This window comes from Lactobacillus sp. wkB10 (assembly GCF_000760615.1).
GTDB classification, from domain to species: Bacteria; Bacillota; Bacilli; order Lactobacillales; family Lactobacillaceae; genus Lactobacillus; species Lactobacillus huangpiensis.
Genome location: NZ_JRJB01000001.1, coordinates 251,978 through 267,499, shown reverse-complemented (window position 1 = coordinate 267,499; position 15,522 = coordinate 251,978). Strand labels below are relative to the sequence as shown.

At 33.8% G+C, this 15,522-nt stretch carries 14 protein-coding genes; 4 read left to right on the top strand and 10 right to left on the bottom strand.

What is annotated here, in order from left to right; all coding sequences use genetic code 11:
- The first annotated feature begins 88 nt into the window (after positions 1 to 88).
- Together LACWKB10_RS01285 and LACWKB10_RS01280 are read left to right on the top strand one after the other, a co-directional pair.
- Positions 89 to 2,281, top strand: coding sequence for an LTA synthase family protein (locus LACWKB10_RS01285; RefSeq protein WP_034977699.1), 2,193 nt, complete (start codon positions 89 to 91; stop codon positions 2,279 to 2,281).
- A gap of 34 nt (positions 2,282 to 2,315) precedes the next feature.
- Positions 2,316 to 3,182, top strand: a complete 867-nt coding sequence (locus tag LACWKB10_RS01280) for an SPFH domain-containing protein (RefSeq protein WP_034977697.1) — start codon at positions 2,316 to 2,318, stop codon at positions 3,180 to 3,182.
- Between the two features lie 46 nt (positions 3,183 to 3,228).
- Here the strand turns inward: LACWKB10_RS01280 and LACWKB10_RS01275 are convergent, their stop codons facing one another.
- The 6 genes from LACWKB10_RS01275 to glpK form a co-directional block, all read right to left on the bottom strand.
- Positions 3,229 to 4,680 (bottom strand): HAMP domain-containing sensor histidine kinase, encoded by a 1,452-nt coding sequence (locus LACWKB10_RS01275; RefSeq protein WP_034977694.1) that lies wholly within the window; start codon positions 4,678 to 4,680, stop codon positions 3,229 to 3,231.
- A gap of 8 nt (positions 4,681 to 4,688) precedes the next feature.
- Positions 4,689 to 5,408: a response regulator transcription factor gene (locus LACWKB10_RS01270; RefSeq protein ID WP_034977691.1), complete on the bottom strand. Its 720-nt coding sequence runs from the start codon at positions 5,406 to 5,408 to the stop codon at positions 4,689 to 4,691.
- On the bottom strand, positions 5,405 to 5,800 hold the full coding sequence (locus LACWKB10_RS01265; protein WP_034977688.1) for an SdpI family protein: 396 nt from the start codon (positions 5,798 to 5,800) through the stop codon (positions 5,405 to 5,407). The genes LACWKB10_RS01270 and LACWKB10_RS01265 overlap by 4 nt, the downstream gene beginning before the upstream one ends.
- A 25-nt stretch (positions 5,801 to 5,825) precedes the next feature.
- Positions 5,826 to 6,794: a mannose-6-phosphate isomerase, class I gene (manA, locus tag LACWKB10_RS01260; protein ID WP_034977685.1), complete on the bottom strand. Its 969-nt coding sequence runs from the start codon at positions 6,792 to 6,794 to the stop codon at positions 5,826 to 5,828.
- A 234-nt stretch (positions 6,795 to 7,028) separates the two neighbouring features.
- Entirely contained in the window at positions 7,029 to 8,774 is a 1,746-nt protein-coding gene (locus LACWKB10_RS01255) for an FAD-dependent oxidoreductase (protein WP_034977683.1), read from the bottom strand.
- 31 nt (positions 8,775 to 8,805) lie between these two features.
- Positions 8,806 to 10,323, bottom strand: coding sequence for a glycerol kinase GlpK (glpK, locus tag LACWKB10_RS01250; protein ID WP_034977680.1), 1,518 nt, complete (start codon positions 10,321 to 10,323; stop codon positions 8,806 to 8,808).
- A gap of 145 nt (positions 10,324 to 10,468) precedes the next feature.
- Between glpK and LACWKB10_RS01245 the strand changes: the two genes are divergently transcribed.
- Positions 10,469 to 11,347, top strand: a complete 879-nt coding sequence (locus LACWKB10_RS01245; RefSeq protein ID WP_034977677.1) for a LysR family transcriptional regulator — start codon at positions 10,469 to 10,471, stop codon at positions 11,345 to 11,347.
- Positions 11,348 to 11,368: 21 nt separating this feature from the next.
- Here LACWKB10_RS01245 and LACWKB10_RS01240 read toward each other — a convergent pair whose 3' ends face one another.
- Positions 11,369 to 12,562, bottom strand: coding sequence for an MFS transporter (locus LACWKB10_RS01240; protein ID WP_081945314.1), 1,194 nt, complete (start codon positions 12,560 to 12,562; stop codon positions 11,369 to 11,371).
- 244 nt (positions 12,563 to 12,806) lie between these two features.
- Between LACWKB10_RS01240 and LACWKB10_RS01235 the strand changes: the two genes are divergently transcribed.
- Positions 12,807 to 13,115: a hypothetical protein gene (locus tag LACWKB10_RS01235; RefSeq protein WP_034977674.1), complete on the top strand. Its 309-nt coding sequence runs from the start codon at positions 12,807 to 12,809 to the stop codon at positions 13,113 to 13,115.
- Positions 13,116 to 13,270: 155 nt separating this feature from the next.
- On the opposite strand, the gene LACWKB10_RS01230 is transcribed toward LACWKB10_RS01235, so the two are convergent.
- From LACWKB10_RS01230 to LACWKB10_RS01220, 3 genes are all read right to left on the bottom strand, one after another.
- Complete coding sequence (locus LACWKB10_RS01230; protein ID WP_034977671.1) at positions 13,271 to 13,486, bottom strand: hypothetical protein; 216 nt, start codon at positions 13,484 to 13,486, stop codon at positions 13,271 to 13,273.
- A gap of 35 nt (positions 13,487 to 13,521) precedes the next feature.
- Positions 13,522 to 13,983: a hypothetical protein gene (locus tag LACWKB10_RS01225; protein WP_152560543.1), complete on the bottom strand. Its 462-nt coding sequence runs from the start codon at positions 13,981 to 13,983 to the stop codon at positions 13,522 to 13,524.
- Positions 13,984 to 14,401: 418 nt separating this feature from the next.
- On the bottom strand, positions 14,402 to 15,106 hold the full coding sequence (locus tag LACWKB10_RS01220; protein ID WP_034977665.1) for a hypothetical protein: 705 nt from the start codon (positions 15,104 to 15,106) through the stop codon (positions 14,402 to 14,404).
- Between the last annotated feature and the right edge of the window lie 416 nt (positions 15,107 to 15,522).

Here is a 15,522-nt window from a genome sequence, read left to right as displayed (position 1 = left end):
TTAATTATTAAAAAAGGTCTAACAAAACAGAAAAGATTGTCTAAAAGGACAGAAACTTTTAAAATAGTCTGATAAGGGAGAGTTCATTTTGAATAAAAAAAATCTGACTAACTTCATTCAGACTCGCATAGGCTTTTTCTGCCTTCTGGTTGTTTTATTTGCGCTCAAGTACATTTTTGCAGCCTACCATGATTTCAATTTGGGTATTTCAGATCCTTATCAACATATTATCATGTGGTTAAGTCCTGTCGGTAGTGCAATTTTACTAATGAGCATTGGATTATATTTTTCCAAGCCTCTTGTTTCATATTGTGCAATGGTCCTGCTTGATGTAGCAAATTCGGGACTGTTATTTGCTAATGTTCTTTACTACCGTCAATTTTCTGATTTTATTACGGTGAAGACCATTACTAATGCTGGTAAAGTTGCACCTGGCTTAGGAAAAAGTGCAGTTGCACTGCTTCAACCTTCTGACTTGTTGTTGTGGCTTGACCTTATCATAATTATCATATTACTAATTTCGCACAAAATCAGAATTGATCAAAAATCTTTTGGCCTCCTTACACCTTTTGCTGTTACTTCAGTTGGTGCTTTAATTTTAGTGCTAAATATTTTTTTGGCTGAATCTTCCAGACCACGCTTGTTAGGTACCACATTCGATCGTTCATACATTGTTAAATATCTTGGTATTGATACCTACACGGTTTATGATGCTGTTAAAAATGAACAAACCGAACAGGTAAATAAAAATGCCAATACTGCTGATTTAAATAAAATTTTAGCTTATACCAAAAAAAATAAATTACCAGTAAATACAGAATATTTTGGTAAAGAAAAAGGCAAAAATGTAATAGTAATTCATTTGGAAAGCTTCCAACAGTTTTTAATTGATTTAAAAATTAATGGTAAGGAAGTTACTCCCTATCTCAATTCACTTTATCACAACAAACATACATTAAGTTTTGCCAATTTTTACCACCAAGTTGGAATTGGCCGAACCAGTGACGCCGAAAACATGCTGGAAACCAGTACCTATGGTATTTCTGACGGATCATTATTCACTGCCATGGGCAGCTCAAATACTTTTCAGGCTGCTCCTCAAATTTTGCGTCAACATGGCAACTATACTTCTGCTGTATTTCATGGAAATGTTGGCACTTTTTGGAACCGTGATGATGTTTATAAAAATATGGGTTATAACTATTTCTTTGACCAAAATTACTTTAGTCATGATAAAAATGACCATATTGGCTATGGCATCAAAGATAAAATTATGTTTGCTGAAAGCATCAAATATTTAGAAAGGATGCAGCAGCCTTTTTATACTAAATTTATTACCGTTACAAATCATACTCCCTTTGACATGGACGAAGAGGATCTCGATCCGAGCTTTAAAACCAGTGATACTTCAGACAATTCAATTAATAACTACTTTGAAACAGCTCATTATTTGGATCAATCTATCCGTGAATTTTTCAATTACCTGAAGAAATCAGGTTTGATTAAAAATACTATGGTTGTAATTTATGGAGATCATTATGGACTAACTAATTCTGAAAATGAAACTTTGGCACCAATCGTAGGTGAAAGTTCTGACACTTGGAATACCTATAATAATGTTCAAATGCAACGTGTACCTTTTATGATACATGCTACGAACCTAAAAGGAAAAATCAAACAGGAAGTTGCAGGTGAAATAGATGTATTGCCGACTTTGCTCCATCTTCTGGGAATTTCAAATCGCAATTATATACAGTTTGGCAGTGATCTGCTAGCTCCAAAATATCGCCCGTGGCTTACTTTTAGGAACGGAACTATTGTTAGTCAGAAATACGTTATTATTGGAGGTAAGGGGTTAAAGGGCATTGTTTACGAACGTAAAAGCGGCAAGCAGATCATTAATTTTACTGAACAAGAAAAATATGAAATTACAAAATTGGCAAAAGAAGGCAAGATGTCACTGAAATACTCTGACTTACTAAATAATCATAATTTGTTGCGTTTCTATACTCCCAGCGGCTTTAAACCTGTTGACCCTACACAGTTCGACTATTTAACCAATTACAGACAGATGGAAGAGCTCCGGCAGAAATTGAAAAATAAATCCACAGCTCTTATAAGCAAACAACGCAAATCTACTACCAGATTATACAAAACGGACGCTACTGAGCTTGAGGGTCGTGAAGATGAAATCACAACAATTCCAGAATCTGTTTCGGGCAATCATTTAACTGAAAAGCAGAATAAACCTAGAAAAAATCGTAAAAAGTCATATAATTAAGAAATAATCATAATTTTTTAATTTGGAGGTTAAAATGAAATTTATCATAATTGTCGTGCTGATTTTGCTTTTATTATGCTCTATGTGCCGTGTTGTCCCGCAAAACAATGAAGGTTTAATAGAAACATTAGGCAAATATTCCAGAACCGTAAAAGCTGGTTTAGTACTAATCATTCCGGTAATACAGAGATTGCGCAAAGTTTCCCTGGCAATGTTTCCGGCAGAAATTTCGAAATATTCAATTATTACTAAAGACAATGCAGAAATTACTACCAGCTTAACCTTAAATTACTTAGTAACTGATTCATATAAGTATTTTTACAATAATACAGATTCAGTTAAATCAATGGTTGAACTTATCCGTGGCCATTTAAGGGACATTATTGGGCGGATGGATCTAAACGATGCCTTAGGCTCAACAAGTAGTATAAATAGTCAGCTTTCGGAGGCTATTGGTGATTTAACGGACGTTTATGGCATTCGTGTAGTAAGAGTCAACATTGACGAACTTTTGCCTAGCACCGAAATTCAAAAAGCCATGGACAAACAGTTAACTGCTGACCGTGAGAAAATAGCTGCTATTGAAAAGGCCGAAGGTGAAGCTAAAAATATTGAATTGACTACAAAGGCCAAAAATGATGCTTTAATTGCAACAGCTAAGGCTAAGGCAGAAGCTGTTAAAACAGGAGCAGATGCTGAAGCATATCGGATAGATCAATTGCAAGCGAGTCTGGCTAAGGCTAGTGACGGCTACTTTAAAAATCAGAGTCTGGACAGTTTCAATAATTTAGCCAAGGGACCTGATAACTTAATTGTAGTTAATAAAGACGACCTCACAAATCTGGGAAGCATTCCAGCAACTGCAAAGATTTGGCATGAGACAACTAAAGATAACGAATAAACTCTGAAAACCAAAAAATCATTTCCAAATTTGGAAATGATTTTTTTTAGTTCTCGAGATATTGTTCATATCCACTGTCAAATAAAATAATAGTAAATTCTGCCCCATGATTCATTTCTGACTGCACAGTTATTTTGCCACCGTGCTGTTTGACCAAAGAGGAAACTATTGACAATCCTAGTCCATATTCTCCTTTACCTGAACGGCTACGGGACGGATCGGCTTTAAAATATCTTTCAAAAACATATTTAATTTGTTGCTGGTTCATTCCAATACCATTATCTTCAACAATAATTGTTGTTGCATGTGCAACCCGATAGCCGCTTATTTGAATTTTGCCATCAGAAGTGAACTGAATTGCGTTCTGAACCAAATTGACCATTATTTGAGTAAAGCGATCTTTATCAGCATAAATTGGCAGATCTCTTGGTGCATTGACAATTATTGTGTCATTAGCCTTAGCAGCATTTTGTTTAAGCTGCATTGTCACATCATCGAGCGTTTTTCTAGCATTAAAGGTGGTCTTAACTAAGTTTATTTGATTATTACGAATTTTCTCATAATCCAAATTTTCGTTAACTAATCGAATCAGTCGCTTAGTTTCCCTATTCATCAGGTCAATAGATTTAGGCTTTGCTTTATCAGGAATAGCATCATATTGCAAGCCCTCTAAAATACCATTAATGGTAGTCAGTGGCGTACGCATTTCATGTGCTGCATCAGCCATAAATTGATCACGTCTTTTTTCCTGCTCCTTAACTTCTTGGTTTGATTTCTTTAAAACGCGAACCATTTGATTGAAGTTGTCAGCCAGCTGGGTTATTTCGTCATGTCCACTGTAATTTGTTTGTACATCAAAATCACCAGCTGCAACTTTCTTTGTAGCAAGTGACAGTTTTTTTATTCTGTCCGTTGCATAGAAGGAAAGAATGAAACTAAGTACCAGCCCAACGATTATTGCCGAAATAAGAGCATTAAACAAATTTTGCTTGGCTATGGTCACTGGCCTTTCAACTTTGGCAACTCGCACGCCTAGCCAAATCGCTCCAATGAATTTACCTTTGTTTTTCCATGGTAAGAGAACACCGGTACAAGCATCTTTTTTATGTCCTAAGCTGGAAAGTGCCTCATTATTATTTTTGATATGAAGTTTCTTTCCCTTCTTTAGTTGCGTAACTCGCTGTGAAGTTAGTCGGATGTCTTCATTTTTCTTAGGATAAATCTGAGCACCTTGATCATCAAAAACACTGAGATACACCCTGTCACTATGGAGAACAAATTCCAGTTTATGCAAAAATTTGGGGTTCAACATAGCCGAGCCATCTTTTTTATCACTTTCAGCTAAAGTACCTAAAGCTGAGGCAAAGTCTTCCATTCTGCGATAATTATATTCATATGATTGTTTAGTTGCATTATTTATTTCAGAAAAACCGATTATTGATACCGTAGTAAGAATGATAAGTAAAAAGCTAAGCATATGCTGATAAATTAACTTCATGTTAAAACCTACGAATCATCAAATTTATAGCCAACGCCCCAAACGGTTTGGATGACATTTGCACCTACTTTTTCCAATTTTTGGCGTAGTTTTTTTATATGTGCATCCACGGTGCGATCTTCACCATAATAATCATAGCCCCAGACGGACTCTAATAATTGTTCACGAGAAAATACTTGTTTAGGCTTCTGTGCCATAGTATAAAGCAAATCAAACTCTTTAGGTGTAATATTTTCAACATATTGACCATCATAAAGCACTTCACGCCGACTTTTAGAAATTTTTATGTGATCCGTTTCGACATCAAATTTTTCAGTATTCTCTGCTGATTTTGTTTGTTCTTGTTTATCCTCAATTCTAATTCTTCTTTGTAAAGCCTTGATGCGAGCTATTAAAGCCAGGGGACTAAACGGTTTGGATACATAGTCGTCAGCACCAGCATTAAATCCTTGAATCTGTTCTTCTTCACTACTACGAGCAGTCAGCATGATAATTGGTATGGATGGTGAAATTGCACAAACTTCTTTAGCAACTTCTATGCCATCTTTTTTCGGCAAGTTAAGATCTAATGTTATTAAATCATATTGATCTGGATTTTTTGCAAACATTTTAACGGCTTGTTCTCCATCAGTCGCAATTTCAGTGGTCCATCCTTCTTTTTCAAAGAACATTTCCATCATTTCTGCAACCGACTGATCATCCTCGACCATTAAAATTTTCAATTTCATTTTCGGTCCCTAAATCCTTTTGTTCTCTCCTTTTTTACTTTGTCAGGGTCTACGTAATCTGCTGGCAATTCATGGCGTTTTTGCAAAAAGCTTTTTAAACTTTTTTCCGTAGCCATGATTGGAAAGATAATGAAAAGATAAAATGTCAGCAGCCAAAGTAAAAAATATCGATCCCATTTAAGCAAATGGATTCCAATCCCTAATACTAATTGGATTAAACCAAATATAATAAAATAGTAACTTGCCATATGCTGAGCAAATTTGAAACTAGCTTTATTAACTTGGGCCAAGTACGAATAATAACTATAAAATGGACGTGGTCTTTTAGGAGGCGATATCAGCCATAACAGTCCAACCACTATCATAATCGAACCGCATGCTATATAAATCATTCTTTTTTCCTTTCCACCTTAAGAATTAATCCTGATTACCAGGAGCAGAAATAACCATTTTCATATTACCTGAAAATTTAAATTCCTTAATATTATTTGGAATTATCATATTTGTGCCAATAGATAAATTGAAAGTCTTGTTTTCGCACTCAATTGTACCTGAACCATTGATAATGGTTACTAATAAAAATGGATGTTTATTTAAACCAGTATTCCATTGACCATTTAGATCTATTTGCCATAGATAAAAATGGGGAGACAATGGTGGCTCAACCAATGTCTTAATCGTGGCATCTTGTTTTTTACTAGTTGTTATTTTAAGTTTTGGGTCAACATGAGGTACTTGAGTGACCTCAATAGACTTCTGGGTATGCAGCTGCCTTTTTTTACCAGTTTTCTGATCTACACGATCATAATCATATAAGCGATAAGTAACATCACTTGACTGCTGCGTTTCAATGACTAGGATTCCTTTAGTCAGTGCGTGAATCGTTCCTGAAGGAACATAGAAAAAGTCACCAGCTTTAACAGGAACCTTGCGCAATAATTTGTCCCACTCGCCCTTGTGAATCATTTCAGCAAGCTCTGAACGTGTTTTAGCAGTATGACCATATATTAGATATGATCCTGGATCTGCTTGTAAAACATACCAGCTTTCTGTTTTTCCACTGTCATTTTCTACTTTGCGAGCATATTCATCATTTGGATGAACTTGCACAGATAAATTATCATTGGCATCCAAAAACTTAACAAGAAGTGGAAATTCTTGACTCTTGGGGTTACCAAATAGTTCTGGATTTTCATAATACACTGTACGTAAACTCTGTCCTTTAAAGTCACCGTTTGTAATAGTTGAAGCGTCATTCTTATATCCGGAAATAACCCAAGCTTCACCAACTTTACCGTCAGGTATATCGTAATTAAAAATAGTTTTTAATTTTCGTCCACCCCAAATTTTGGGTCTAAAATATGGGGTAAGAAAAAATGGCTCCATTATGATCACCTCACTATTAGTTTAATCTTTTAAACTATAAATTTAAAACTATTTTTTCAAATATGAAAACAAATGTTATTATTTTAAAAGCTGATTCCATAATAAAATATTTATAATAAATAATTTCGTTTATTTTAATATAGCGTTTCAAAAATACCAAAGAAAAAACCTGTCATATTGTTTTGACAGGTTTTTAAATGGGGAATAATTTACTACTATTTTTATTGTTTTCTTCTACTGTCTTTTGCTTTTTAATCCCTCCAGTCTTGATTCCGCAATCTCGTGTTCCAACTCGTTTTCATATTGTTCTCTTTGGGCTTTATCCCAGCCATAATAATCAGACATGTGTTTAATCACGCCATTCTTTACCTGGTCTAATGTATCGCTCTTGAATAAAATATGATAAGTACGTCTTAATAGGTAGTCAACTGGTGTTAATGTCATTTCCTCTGCAAGAGAGTAATCAAGAGCTGCAGTTTCACCAATACTCAATCCTTCTTCTGGTTTAATTGTTTGGGCATAGTCGTAAATTTGCTCCGCCTGAGAGCCAAATAAGTTTGCAATCTCTTTTGCATCATCAGCTGCAAGGCCGGCAGCCACACCATCTTTAGCAATGCGAGCAAGTTCTGCTTCTGCATTGTCAGAATCGAAATCGCCACCAGCAACTTTAATTTCAGCTGAATCTTGCAAAGTAAAGTTTTTAGAAAACTCATCATGAAATTTTTGCTGGATTTTCTTCATTGCACCATTGGCCATGATGCGGTAATCTGTCAGCTTACCGCCGGCTAAAGTGATCAATCCATCTTCTGCTTCAGTTAACGAACTACCACGTGATACTGCAGATGGTGCTGAAGTGCTGTCAGAAACGCTGGCACCAGTTGCTGCATCTGCAGCTTCATTACCTTCCACTTCTACTTCGATTAGAGGACGTACACCGGCCCAGCTGGCTTCAATATCGTTAATTGTTAAACGAGCTGCAGGATACTTTTTATTAATGATATTTAACAAGTAGTCTACATCGCCTTTTTCAACGGTAGGATGAGCATAATCACCGGTAAAGTCAGTATCCGTTGTACCAAAATAGGTTTTACCTTCCCGAGGAATAGTGAAAATCATTCGGCCATCAGCGGTACCTGAACCAAAATATGTTGGCTGTGGCACAGTCAAGCGGGATTGGTCAACTACCAGATGGACACCTTTTGTAGGACGCAAACGCGGTTTTTTGTAAACTTCTTTATCTTCTTGTCTTACCAAATCAGACCAAGGTCCAGAAGTGTTAATAACAACATCAGCATGAATTTCAAATTCTTCACCAGTTAAATTGTCATGAACGCGAACACCATTAACTTGTTTTTGATCATTATGTAAAATTGCTACACATTTCAAGCGACTAACAGCTAGACATCCTAATTCATGCGCTTTTTTAACATTTTCTACTACCAAACGGGAGTCGTTATTTTGATAATCTAAGTAAACACCTGCACCCTGCAAGTTCTCACTATTTAATTGTGGCTCTCGTTTCAATGTTTCTTCCTTATCCATCATGTAGTTGGCATATTTAATTAAAGGAGAGTCTCCTTCAATACCTGCTAAATGATCATAAAGATCCATTGCCACTTTTACCGAGAACATAGTAAACGTTGTCCCTGGTTCGTCATAAATTGGCAAAATCATTGGATCAGGTTGGGTCATATGCGGAGCAATATGCTGGATAACTGCACGTTCCTTGACTGTATCAGAAACGACTTGGACATCAAAGGTCTTCAGATAGCGGATACCACCGTGTACAAGTCTGGTAGACCGAGATGACGTACCTCCACCAAAGTCTTGCATATCAATCAAGCCTGTCTTCATTTTAGCTGCACTAGCCTGAAGAGCAACGCCTGCTCCGGTAATGCCGCCTCCGATAACCAGCAAATCTAATTTTTCATTTTTTAAACGTTCAATTTCTTCTTTTCTGGTTTCAATTGAAAACGCCATGATTTAGCCTCTTTCTTTTTAATAAAAATTTCTAATTATTTTTTTGATATGGCTTATATGAAAAGCTCTGAGCAGCTTTAACAGCTGATTTCCAGCCTTCATAAAGGTGATCTCTTTCTGCACTGCTCATTTGCGGTTTAAAGGTTTTACCTACTTTTTGAATTTTCTTGATTTCATCAAAGTCCTTCCAAAAGCCAATAGCTAAACCAGCTAGAAAAGCTGCACCTAACGCCGTTGTCTCGAGGTTGGCAGCACGCTCAATTTCGATCCCCAAGATATCAGCTTGGAACTGCATTAAATAGTCATTATTAGCAGCACCACCATCAACCTTTAATTTTGGAATTTGAATTTTGGTATCTTCGTGCATCGTATCAATAACGTCCCGACTTTCATAAGCTAGAGACTGTAAAGTAGCTTTTGTAAAGTCATCACTGGTTGTTCCACGAGTCAGACCGAAAACAGCTCCACGGACATTAGAATCCCAGTACGGAGCACCTAAACCGGTAAATGCAGGAACAACGAAAACTTCATTGTTATCTTTTGAGCGCTTGGCAGCTTCTTCTGACTGAGGAGCATCGTCAATAATTCCCAGTTGATCACGCAGCCACTGAATAGCTGAACCAGCAACGTAAATACTACCTTCCAAAGCATAATTTACTTTGCCGTTTATGCCATATGCCACAGTAGTTAACAAATTATTAGCTGAAAACTTAGGCTTTTCACCCGTATTCATAACGGTGAACGCACCAGTTCCGTATGTATTTTTAACCATTCCCGGCTCAAATGCCAACTGCCCAAACAAGGCTGATTGCTGGTCACCTGCCATGCCGGCAATTGGTACTTGACTGCCATAAAAGTGATATTCAGCTGTAGTGCCATAAATTTCGGAGTTAGAACGAATCTCAGGCAACATTTTTCTTGGAATGTTTAATAACTTAAGAATCTCATCATCCCAGTCAAGTTTGGTAATATTAAACAGCATTGTTCGACTTGCATTTGTATAATCTGTCACATGAACCTTGCCGCCAGTTAACTTCCAAACTAACCATGAATCAATAGTACCAAATAATAATTCACCGTTTTCTGCGCGTTCCTGCGCACCAGGAACATGATCAAGAATCCAGCGAATTTTGGTTGCTGAAAAGTAGGCATCAGGAATTAAGCCAGTTTTTTCATGAATCATATCTGAATAGCCATCAGCAATAATTTTATCTGCAATATCTGATGTCTGACGAGACTGCCATACAATCGCATGGTAAATTGGCAAGCCAGTTTTCTTATCCCAAATAACAGTCGTTTCACGCTGATTTGTGATACCAATAGCTGCAATTTGGTTGGGTTTAATCCCTGAGTTAATAAATGAATTGGCAATTGTAGATAAAACTGAATTCCAAATTTCATTGGCATCATGTTCTACCCAGCCAGGCTTAGGAAAATATTGGTTAAACTCTTTCCGTGAGTCAATTACTTTTTTACCAGAATGGTCCAAAATAATTGCCCTTGTACTAGTAGTACCTTCATCAATCGCTAAAATATATTTTTCAGCCATTATACTTTCTCCTTTTTAGTATTAAAACTAATTTTGTAAAGGTAACTGTCGTTACAATTCAATTTTACCCTCGCTTTTTGGGAAGCGCTAACATATAATGATAATAACTTATTAGTTAAAGTTATAAGTAAAAGGACAAAGTGTAATGAAATATAGTTTATTAACATATAAGTACTTTATTGACGTCGTTGAAACTCAAGGATTTACCCCTGCTGCCAAAAGAAATTTTGTCTCCCAAACAGCAATTAGCAATGCAATAAAAAATTTAGAGAAAGACCTGGGCGTTCAACTTATTGATAGGTCAACTTCTCATTTTAAGGTCACTTTAGCCGGAATTAATTTGTATCATTGTGCAGTGCCTATACTAAACAAATATTATGAGTTTAGCGAAAAAATCAGCCAATTAAACAATTCATTTCAAACAATAAGAATTCATTATTTGCATGCCTTTAATTATTGGGCAGTTCAATTGGCTCAGTCTCTTGCAAAAAGCAATCCCAGTTTACAATTACAACTCGATACTGAAAACTTCGCCACTAGCATTCCTAAACTCGATGCAGGAGATTATGACGTATTGATTGGTTTTTCCACTGCTGTTAGTAAAATTAAAAATATCCATGTTAGGAAAGTTGGCACTGCTAATTTTGGCATTTTATTAAATCAAAAAGCTATTGATCAAAAAGGAAGACTCAAAAAGGAAGTTATAAAAAAGCAGCCCCTTTTCTTACAAAAATGGACCGCTACTGATAATAATGACGTACAAACAAAAATTAAAAATATTCTGGAAAAAATGAATATCAGTTATGATCAGATAATTTACTTAGACAGTTTCGATGCAGCTTTATCAAATGTTGTTTTAAATTATGGCATGGCAATTTATCCGGAGGAACTGCCGCTGCCGAAAATATATGATAAATATGTTACTTTTTTACCAAACTTGCCTAAATTAAAATACGATGTTGTTGCGATATATAAAAATCCAGCTATTTTTAATATATTAGATCGTTCCCTGGCTAAAAAATAGATATTAAGCTTCTTTCTATAATTAGTCTAGTTTTCCCAATTTGCCTAAACCAGTAACTACAGTTATAAGCATTGAAAAAAACATACAGATAGCGGCAACAATAAATATTGAATGGACTTCTGCTTTGATTAGAAAACCACTAATTAGTGACATAATTGGCCCTATAATCCTGGTTAACGAAGTTGAAATAGAAGTTATTGTTCCTTTAAATTTAGATGGGGTTTCTGCTTGAATAACAGTAAAGAAGTTGGCTTGCGACCAGACGCTACCAAACGAAACCAATGCGTAACCAAAAGTGACCCAAATAAATGACTGGACATCAAGCATAATTAGGAAGCCTCCCATTATTAACAGTGCAATCATAATCATTTGAGTACCGAGTCTCATGCTTTTATTAACGCGCAAATAAATAAAATTGCCTAAAATACTTGCAATCGCTGCTACTGTGTAAAAGATACTGACCATATTGACAGAAACTTTCATTTCTTGTTTTAACAAAAAAGTAAGCATGGGAACAACTGCTTGAAAGCCAATATTTGCCACGAAAAAACTTGCGATCAGCCATTTAATATCATGATGTACAAATAAAAAAGTGATTCCCTCTTTTGCGCTTTTATTAAAAGACTTTTCTTCTTTCACTGACTTATTTTCTTTATACAACGGTTCATAATCTTTAATGACATAGGTTAAGTAGCCAAAACTTAAGGCATCTAGCAAAAAACCACCTACGTAATCAATTAAATTAATAATGACAGCTGCAATACCTGGACCAAAAGTTTTTTGAATCGATGAAATTAATCCCATTTGTCCTGAAACGGATGATAGTTCTTCTTTTTTAACCGATTCGGCTATGAAAATTTGATATCCGGTCCAAGTAATTAAATCAAACGAACCAAGTATAAAGACTACTAATAAAAGCCAATATAATGAAATATTTTTAATAACCAAAAATGGTGCAATTATAATTAGCACCATTTGCATTATCAAAGAAAAGAGCATGATTTTCTTACGAGAATATATATCAAAAATGGGTCCAATTGTTAGTCCAAACAATGCTGTCGGCAGATATTCAACTGCGGTTAAAAGTCCCATTATGACTGATGAATGAGTTCTAGACAGCATCAGCAGTGGAATTGCAAAAGTGTAAAATTGATCACCCAGTCCTGAAATGGCATAGCCTAAAAGTAGTTTGTTTTTTTGTGTTAAATTTTTCATTGTCAATTCTTTTCAAATTTACGACAGACTATGTACTTAACTATTAAAACGCACATAATTTGCCTTTTTTAAGTTTAAATTAATTTAAGTGGCTTTATTGTTAGTAAAATAGTTTTTAAATCAGATCGTTTTTTGCTTTATTTTTAGTATAATAAATATATATAAATAGAATAGCAGATTTTCTCAAGATTTGTCCATATTGCCAGCGACCTAAAACCTAAGGTAAAAATTAAGGAGTGTAATAATGAAAGCAAATTTAAAAAGTGATAAAACGGGAGTAATTAAACAGGTAAAAGTTGGGGCAAGTTGGACAGCCCTTTTCTTTGGTGCGTGGGTACCAATCTTCAGAGGAGATTGGAAGTTTGCCATTCTTTTTGGAATTATTCAATTACTTGAATTTTGTTCTTTTGGAATTATAGGACTAGTTATAAGAATTGTAACCTGTGTCAAATATAATTCTTGGTATATATCAGAACTACTAAATAATGGTTATTCTCCTGCTGATAAAACTTCTGAACAGGTATTAAGACAAAAAGGTCTTTACCTAATCTGATGGGATTTCAAATAAACGAATTTATAATTACAAGTAGAATGGTAAACTTTAATACAACTAACTAACTAAAATTAAACTATTCCAAAAAACAATTATCTCAAAATGTGACCTCAAAACTAAAAAAATATTTGGAGGTCATTTTTTTGGTTAAAATTTTATTTCTTGATTTCACACGCACTCACAATTTCTGAGATGCGAACTTCATTTTCTTCAGAACCTCCAATAAAAGTTAATTCTGGTTCATCATCTTCTTCATTCATAATATCTTGGACAAATATTGTTTTCGTTTTACCATTTTTTAACTTAAATTGAACAGTTCTACCATAAAAATGTTTTCCTAACTCTTGCAATGTCATTTTATGTGGATCCATTTCATCAACTTCCAAATAAAAACTTTACCTTTTTATTATTTCTTATTAAAACTTGGATAAATTCCTTTTTTTCTGTTAATTTCATCTAATTTTTCATCTATGAAAAAATCGTTCAAGTCTTTCATTTTCCAAATTTTTGAATCACTTTCATAGAAGCCTTGTGTACTATAATCCTTACTATCAAGCTTAATTTCTTTAATATTGATTAACCGTAAGCATCCAAGATTATTATCTTCAACAAATTCACATTTAAGATGCTCGTTTTCAGAAGTTGTATACCAAAGAGTAATATTATGTACTATCGAAGGACTTGCTATAACTTCTTTATCGTGAACATAAACTTTTTGCTCCTTCGTCAATTTTTTAAAATCAGAAATATTAATATCAGGAAAGGCAAATTGGATAGGTATACAATTTATTCTTTCACTCGGCTCTATCCTACCTATATAAAAAGTTTCATCTTGTATACCAGATATCTTTAATTTATATCTTATCATAAGCTTGACAAACAATAATGTACATATAATTAAAATTATGAAAATTGATTAACTGATTTTAGAAGCGTTAAAATTAGTTACTAAAAAGTACACTTTCAACTTCATAGACTAAGTCCCGAACTACCAACTTAGCGTCTATTATAAAATTGTTTCTTTACACGGTCGTTAGTGATCTTTTTAGTAACTTTAGCAAAAATTTTTGCTTTCATGATAGACAAGCTCAAAAGCCAAAAATGATAATCACATCGAAGAAATAGTAGATATTCTATAAATAAAAATCGACTAAACAATAGTTATAATAAGCACTTTGTATTCCATTTTTAGGCCATTCTTGAACTTAAAAGCTGTAGTATCAGTACTTAAGATTTGTGGAGGTGAGGGCGTTTTGCTATTTTATAGTAATAATGTTTGATTGTATTTACTTTAATTCCTTTCCTCTCAAATATTTACCCATTTCAATAACAGGATAAATAAAAGCAGCATAAGCTTCAAGATACAAAGAAAGCAATAAATAAAGCCCACTTAATTTCATTTTAAAAATCGATATAATAGTTACAAATGATACACCTGATTTCAAAATTGATTCAAGAAAAATAAAATTAAATTCTATCTTATCATATTCTATTTTCCACTCTTTTGCCTCTTTATAAAAAAGAAGCCATGAAAGCACTGCAAATATAACGAAAATTAATAAAATTGAACTGAATTTCGAAATATTTTTTCCTAATTTGATATTTTTAAGCAGTTTTTCAAATATCCCAATGTAATTACAATATAAAAAGCTCAATAGGACATCAAAATAAATACTATATAAACTTATAAAAGATAAATAATAATTTCTTTCTTTTAGTTCTGTGAAAAGAAAATAGAAACCAAGAGAAAAAATAAATATATTTATTAAAAAATAATAGAATAGATTTTCGTTTTTTAATAAAAAGAGCAAAATACTGAATTTATCCCAGCAGCCATGATAATTATTAGCAGTTAAGGGTAAGATAAAAACAATAATAAAACCAAGTATTAATAGAATAATTTGGGGATTCTTTCTTATATATTTTTTGAAAAAATAAGTTAAACATAGAACTATTACAAGCCTTTTTTTAAAGCACATATTCTGAACCAAACCTAGTCTCTTTTTTATTTTTAACAAGTCAATGAATAATAGAGAATTTCGTTTATTATTTTAACACAAATAAATTTGAAATTAACTGGATGTTTTATGATTTTTTTAATTTTCAATAACGCTTTAATATAATCTTATTTCATTATATTGCTATTATAACCTTTTTCTCATAAATATATCAGCCGTAGGCTCCATGTTTTTATAATACAGAATGATATTTATTGCACTATCTTTAGCTAGTTCAAAAATTTCTGATTCATCACTTTTGCTGAAATTTTTATTTTAGTACTTTGACTAAAATTATAAAATCCCAAATTTTTTAAGTCAAACAATTTTTCGAAACTTTTTTAAATATTATCCTTTCTTATCTTATATAAATAAGGTCTGCACTTGTGATAAATAATAGAGACTGATGT

Coding starts and splice junctions, on each gene's coding strand:
- LACWKB10_RS01230 (WP_034977671.1), bottom strand. CDS start 13,486: ATGGATCCACATAAAATGACATTGCAAGAGTTAGGAAAACATTTTTAT.
- LACWKB10_RS01240 (WP_081945314.1), bottom strand. CDS start 12,562: ATGAAAAATTTAACACAAAAAAACAAACTACTTTTAGGCTATGCCATT.
- LACWKB10_RS01265 (WP_034977688.1), bottom strand. CDS start 5,800: ATGATTTATATAGCATGCGGTTCGATTATGATAGTGGTTGGACTGTTA.
- LACWKB10_RS01270 (WP_034977691.1), bottom strand. CDS start 5,408: ATGAAATTGAAAATTTTAATGGTCGAGGATGATCAGTCGGTTGCAGAA.
- LACWKB10_RS01255 (WP_034977683.1), bottom strand. CDS start 8,774: ATGGCGTTTTCAATTGAAACCAGAAAAGAAGAAATTGAACGTTTAAAA.
- LACWKB10_RS01245 (WP_034977677.1), top strand. CDS start 10,469: ATGAAATATAGTTTATTAACATATAAGTACTTTATTGACGTCGTTGAA.
- manA (WP_034977685.1), bottom strand. CDS start 6,794: ATGGAGCCATTTTTTCTTACCCCATATTTTAGACCCAAAATTTGGGGT.
- LACWKB10_RS01280 (WP_034977697.1), top strand. CDS start 2,316: ATGAAATTTATCATAATTGTCGTGCTGATTTTGCTTTTATTATGCTCT.
- LACWKB10_RS01235 (WP_034977674.1), top strand. CDS start 12,807: ATGAAAGCAAATTTAAAAAGTGATAAAACGGGAGTAATTAAACAGGTA.
- glpK (WP_034977680.1), bottom strand. CDS start 10,323: ATGGCTGAAAAATATATTTTAGCGATTGATGAAGGTACTACTAGTACA.
- LACWKB10_RS01225 (WP_152560543.1), bottom strand. CDS start 13,983: ATGATAAGATATAAATTAAAGATATCTGGTATACAAGATGAAACTTTT.
- LACWKB10_RS01275 (WP_034977694.1), bottom strand. CDS start 4,680: ATGAAGTTAATTTATCAGCATATGCTTAGCTTTTTACTTATCATTCTT.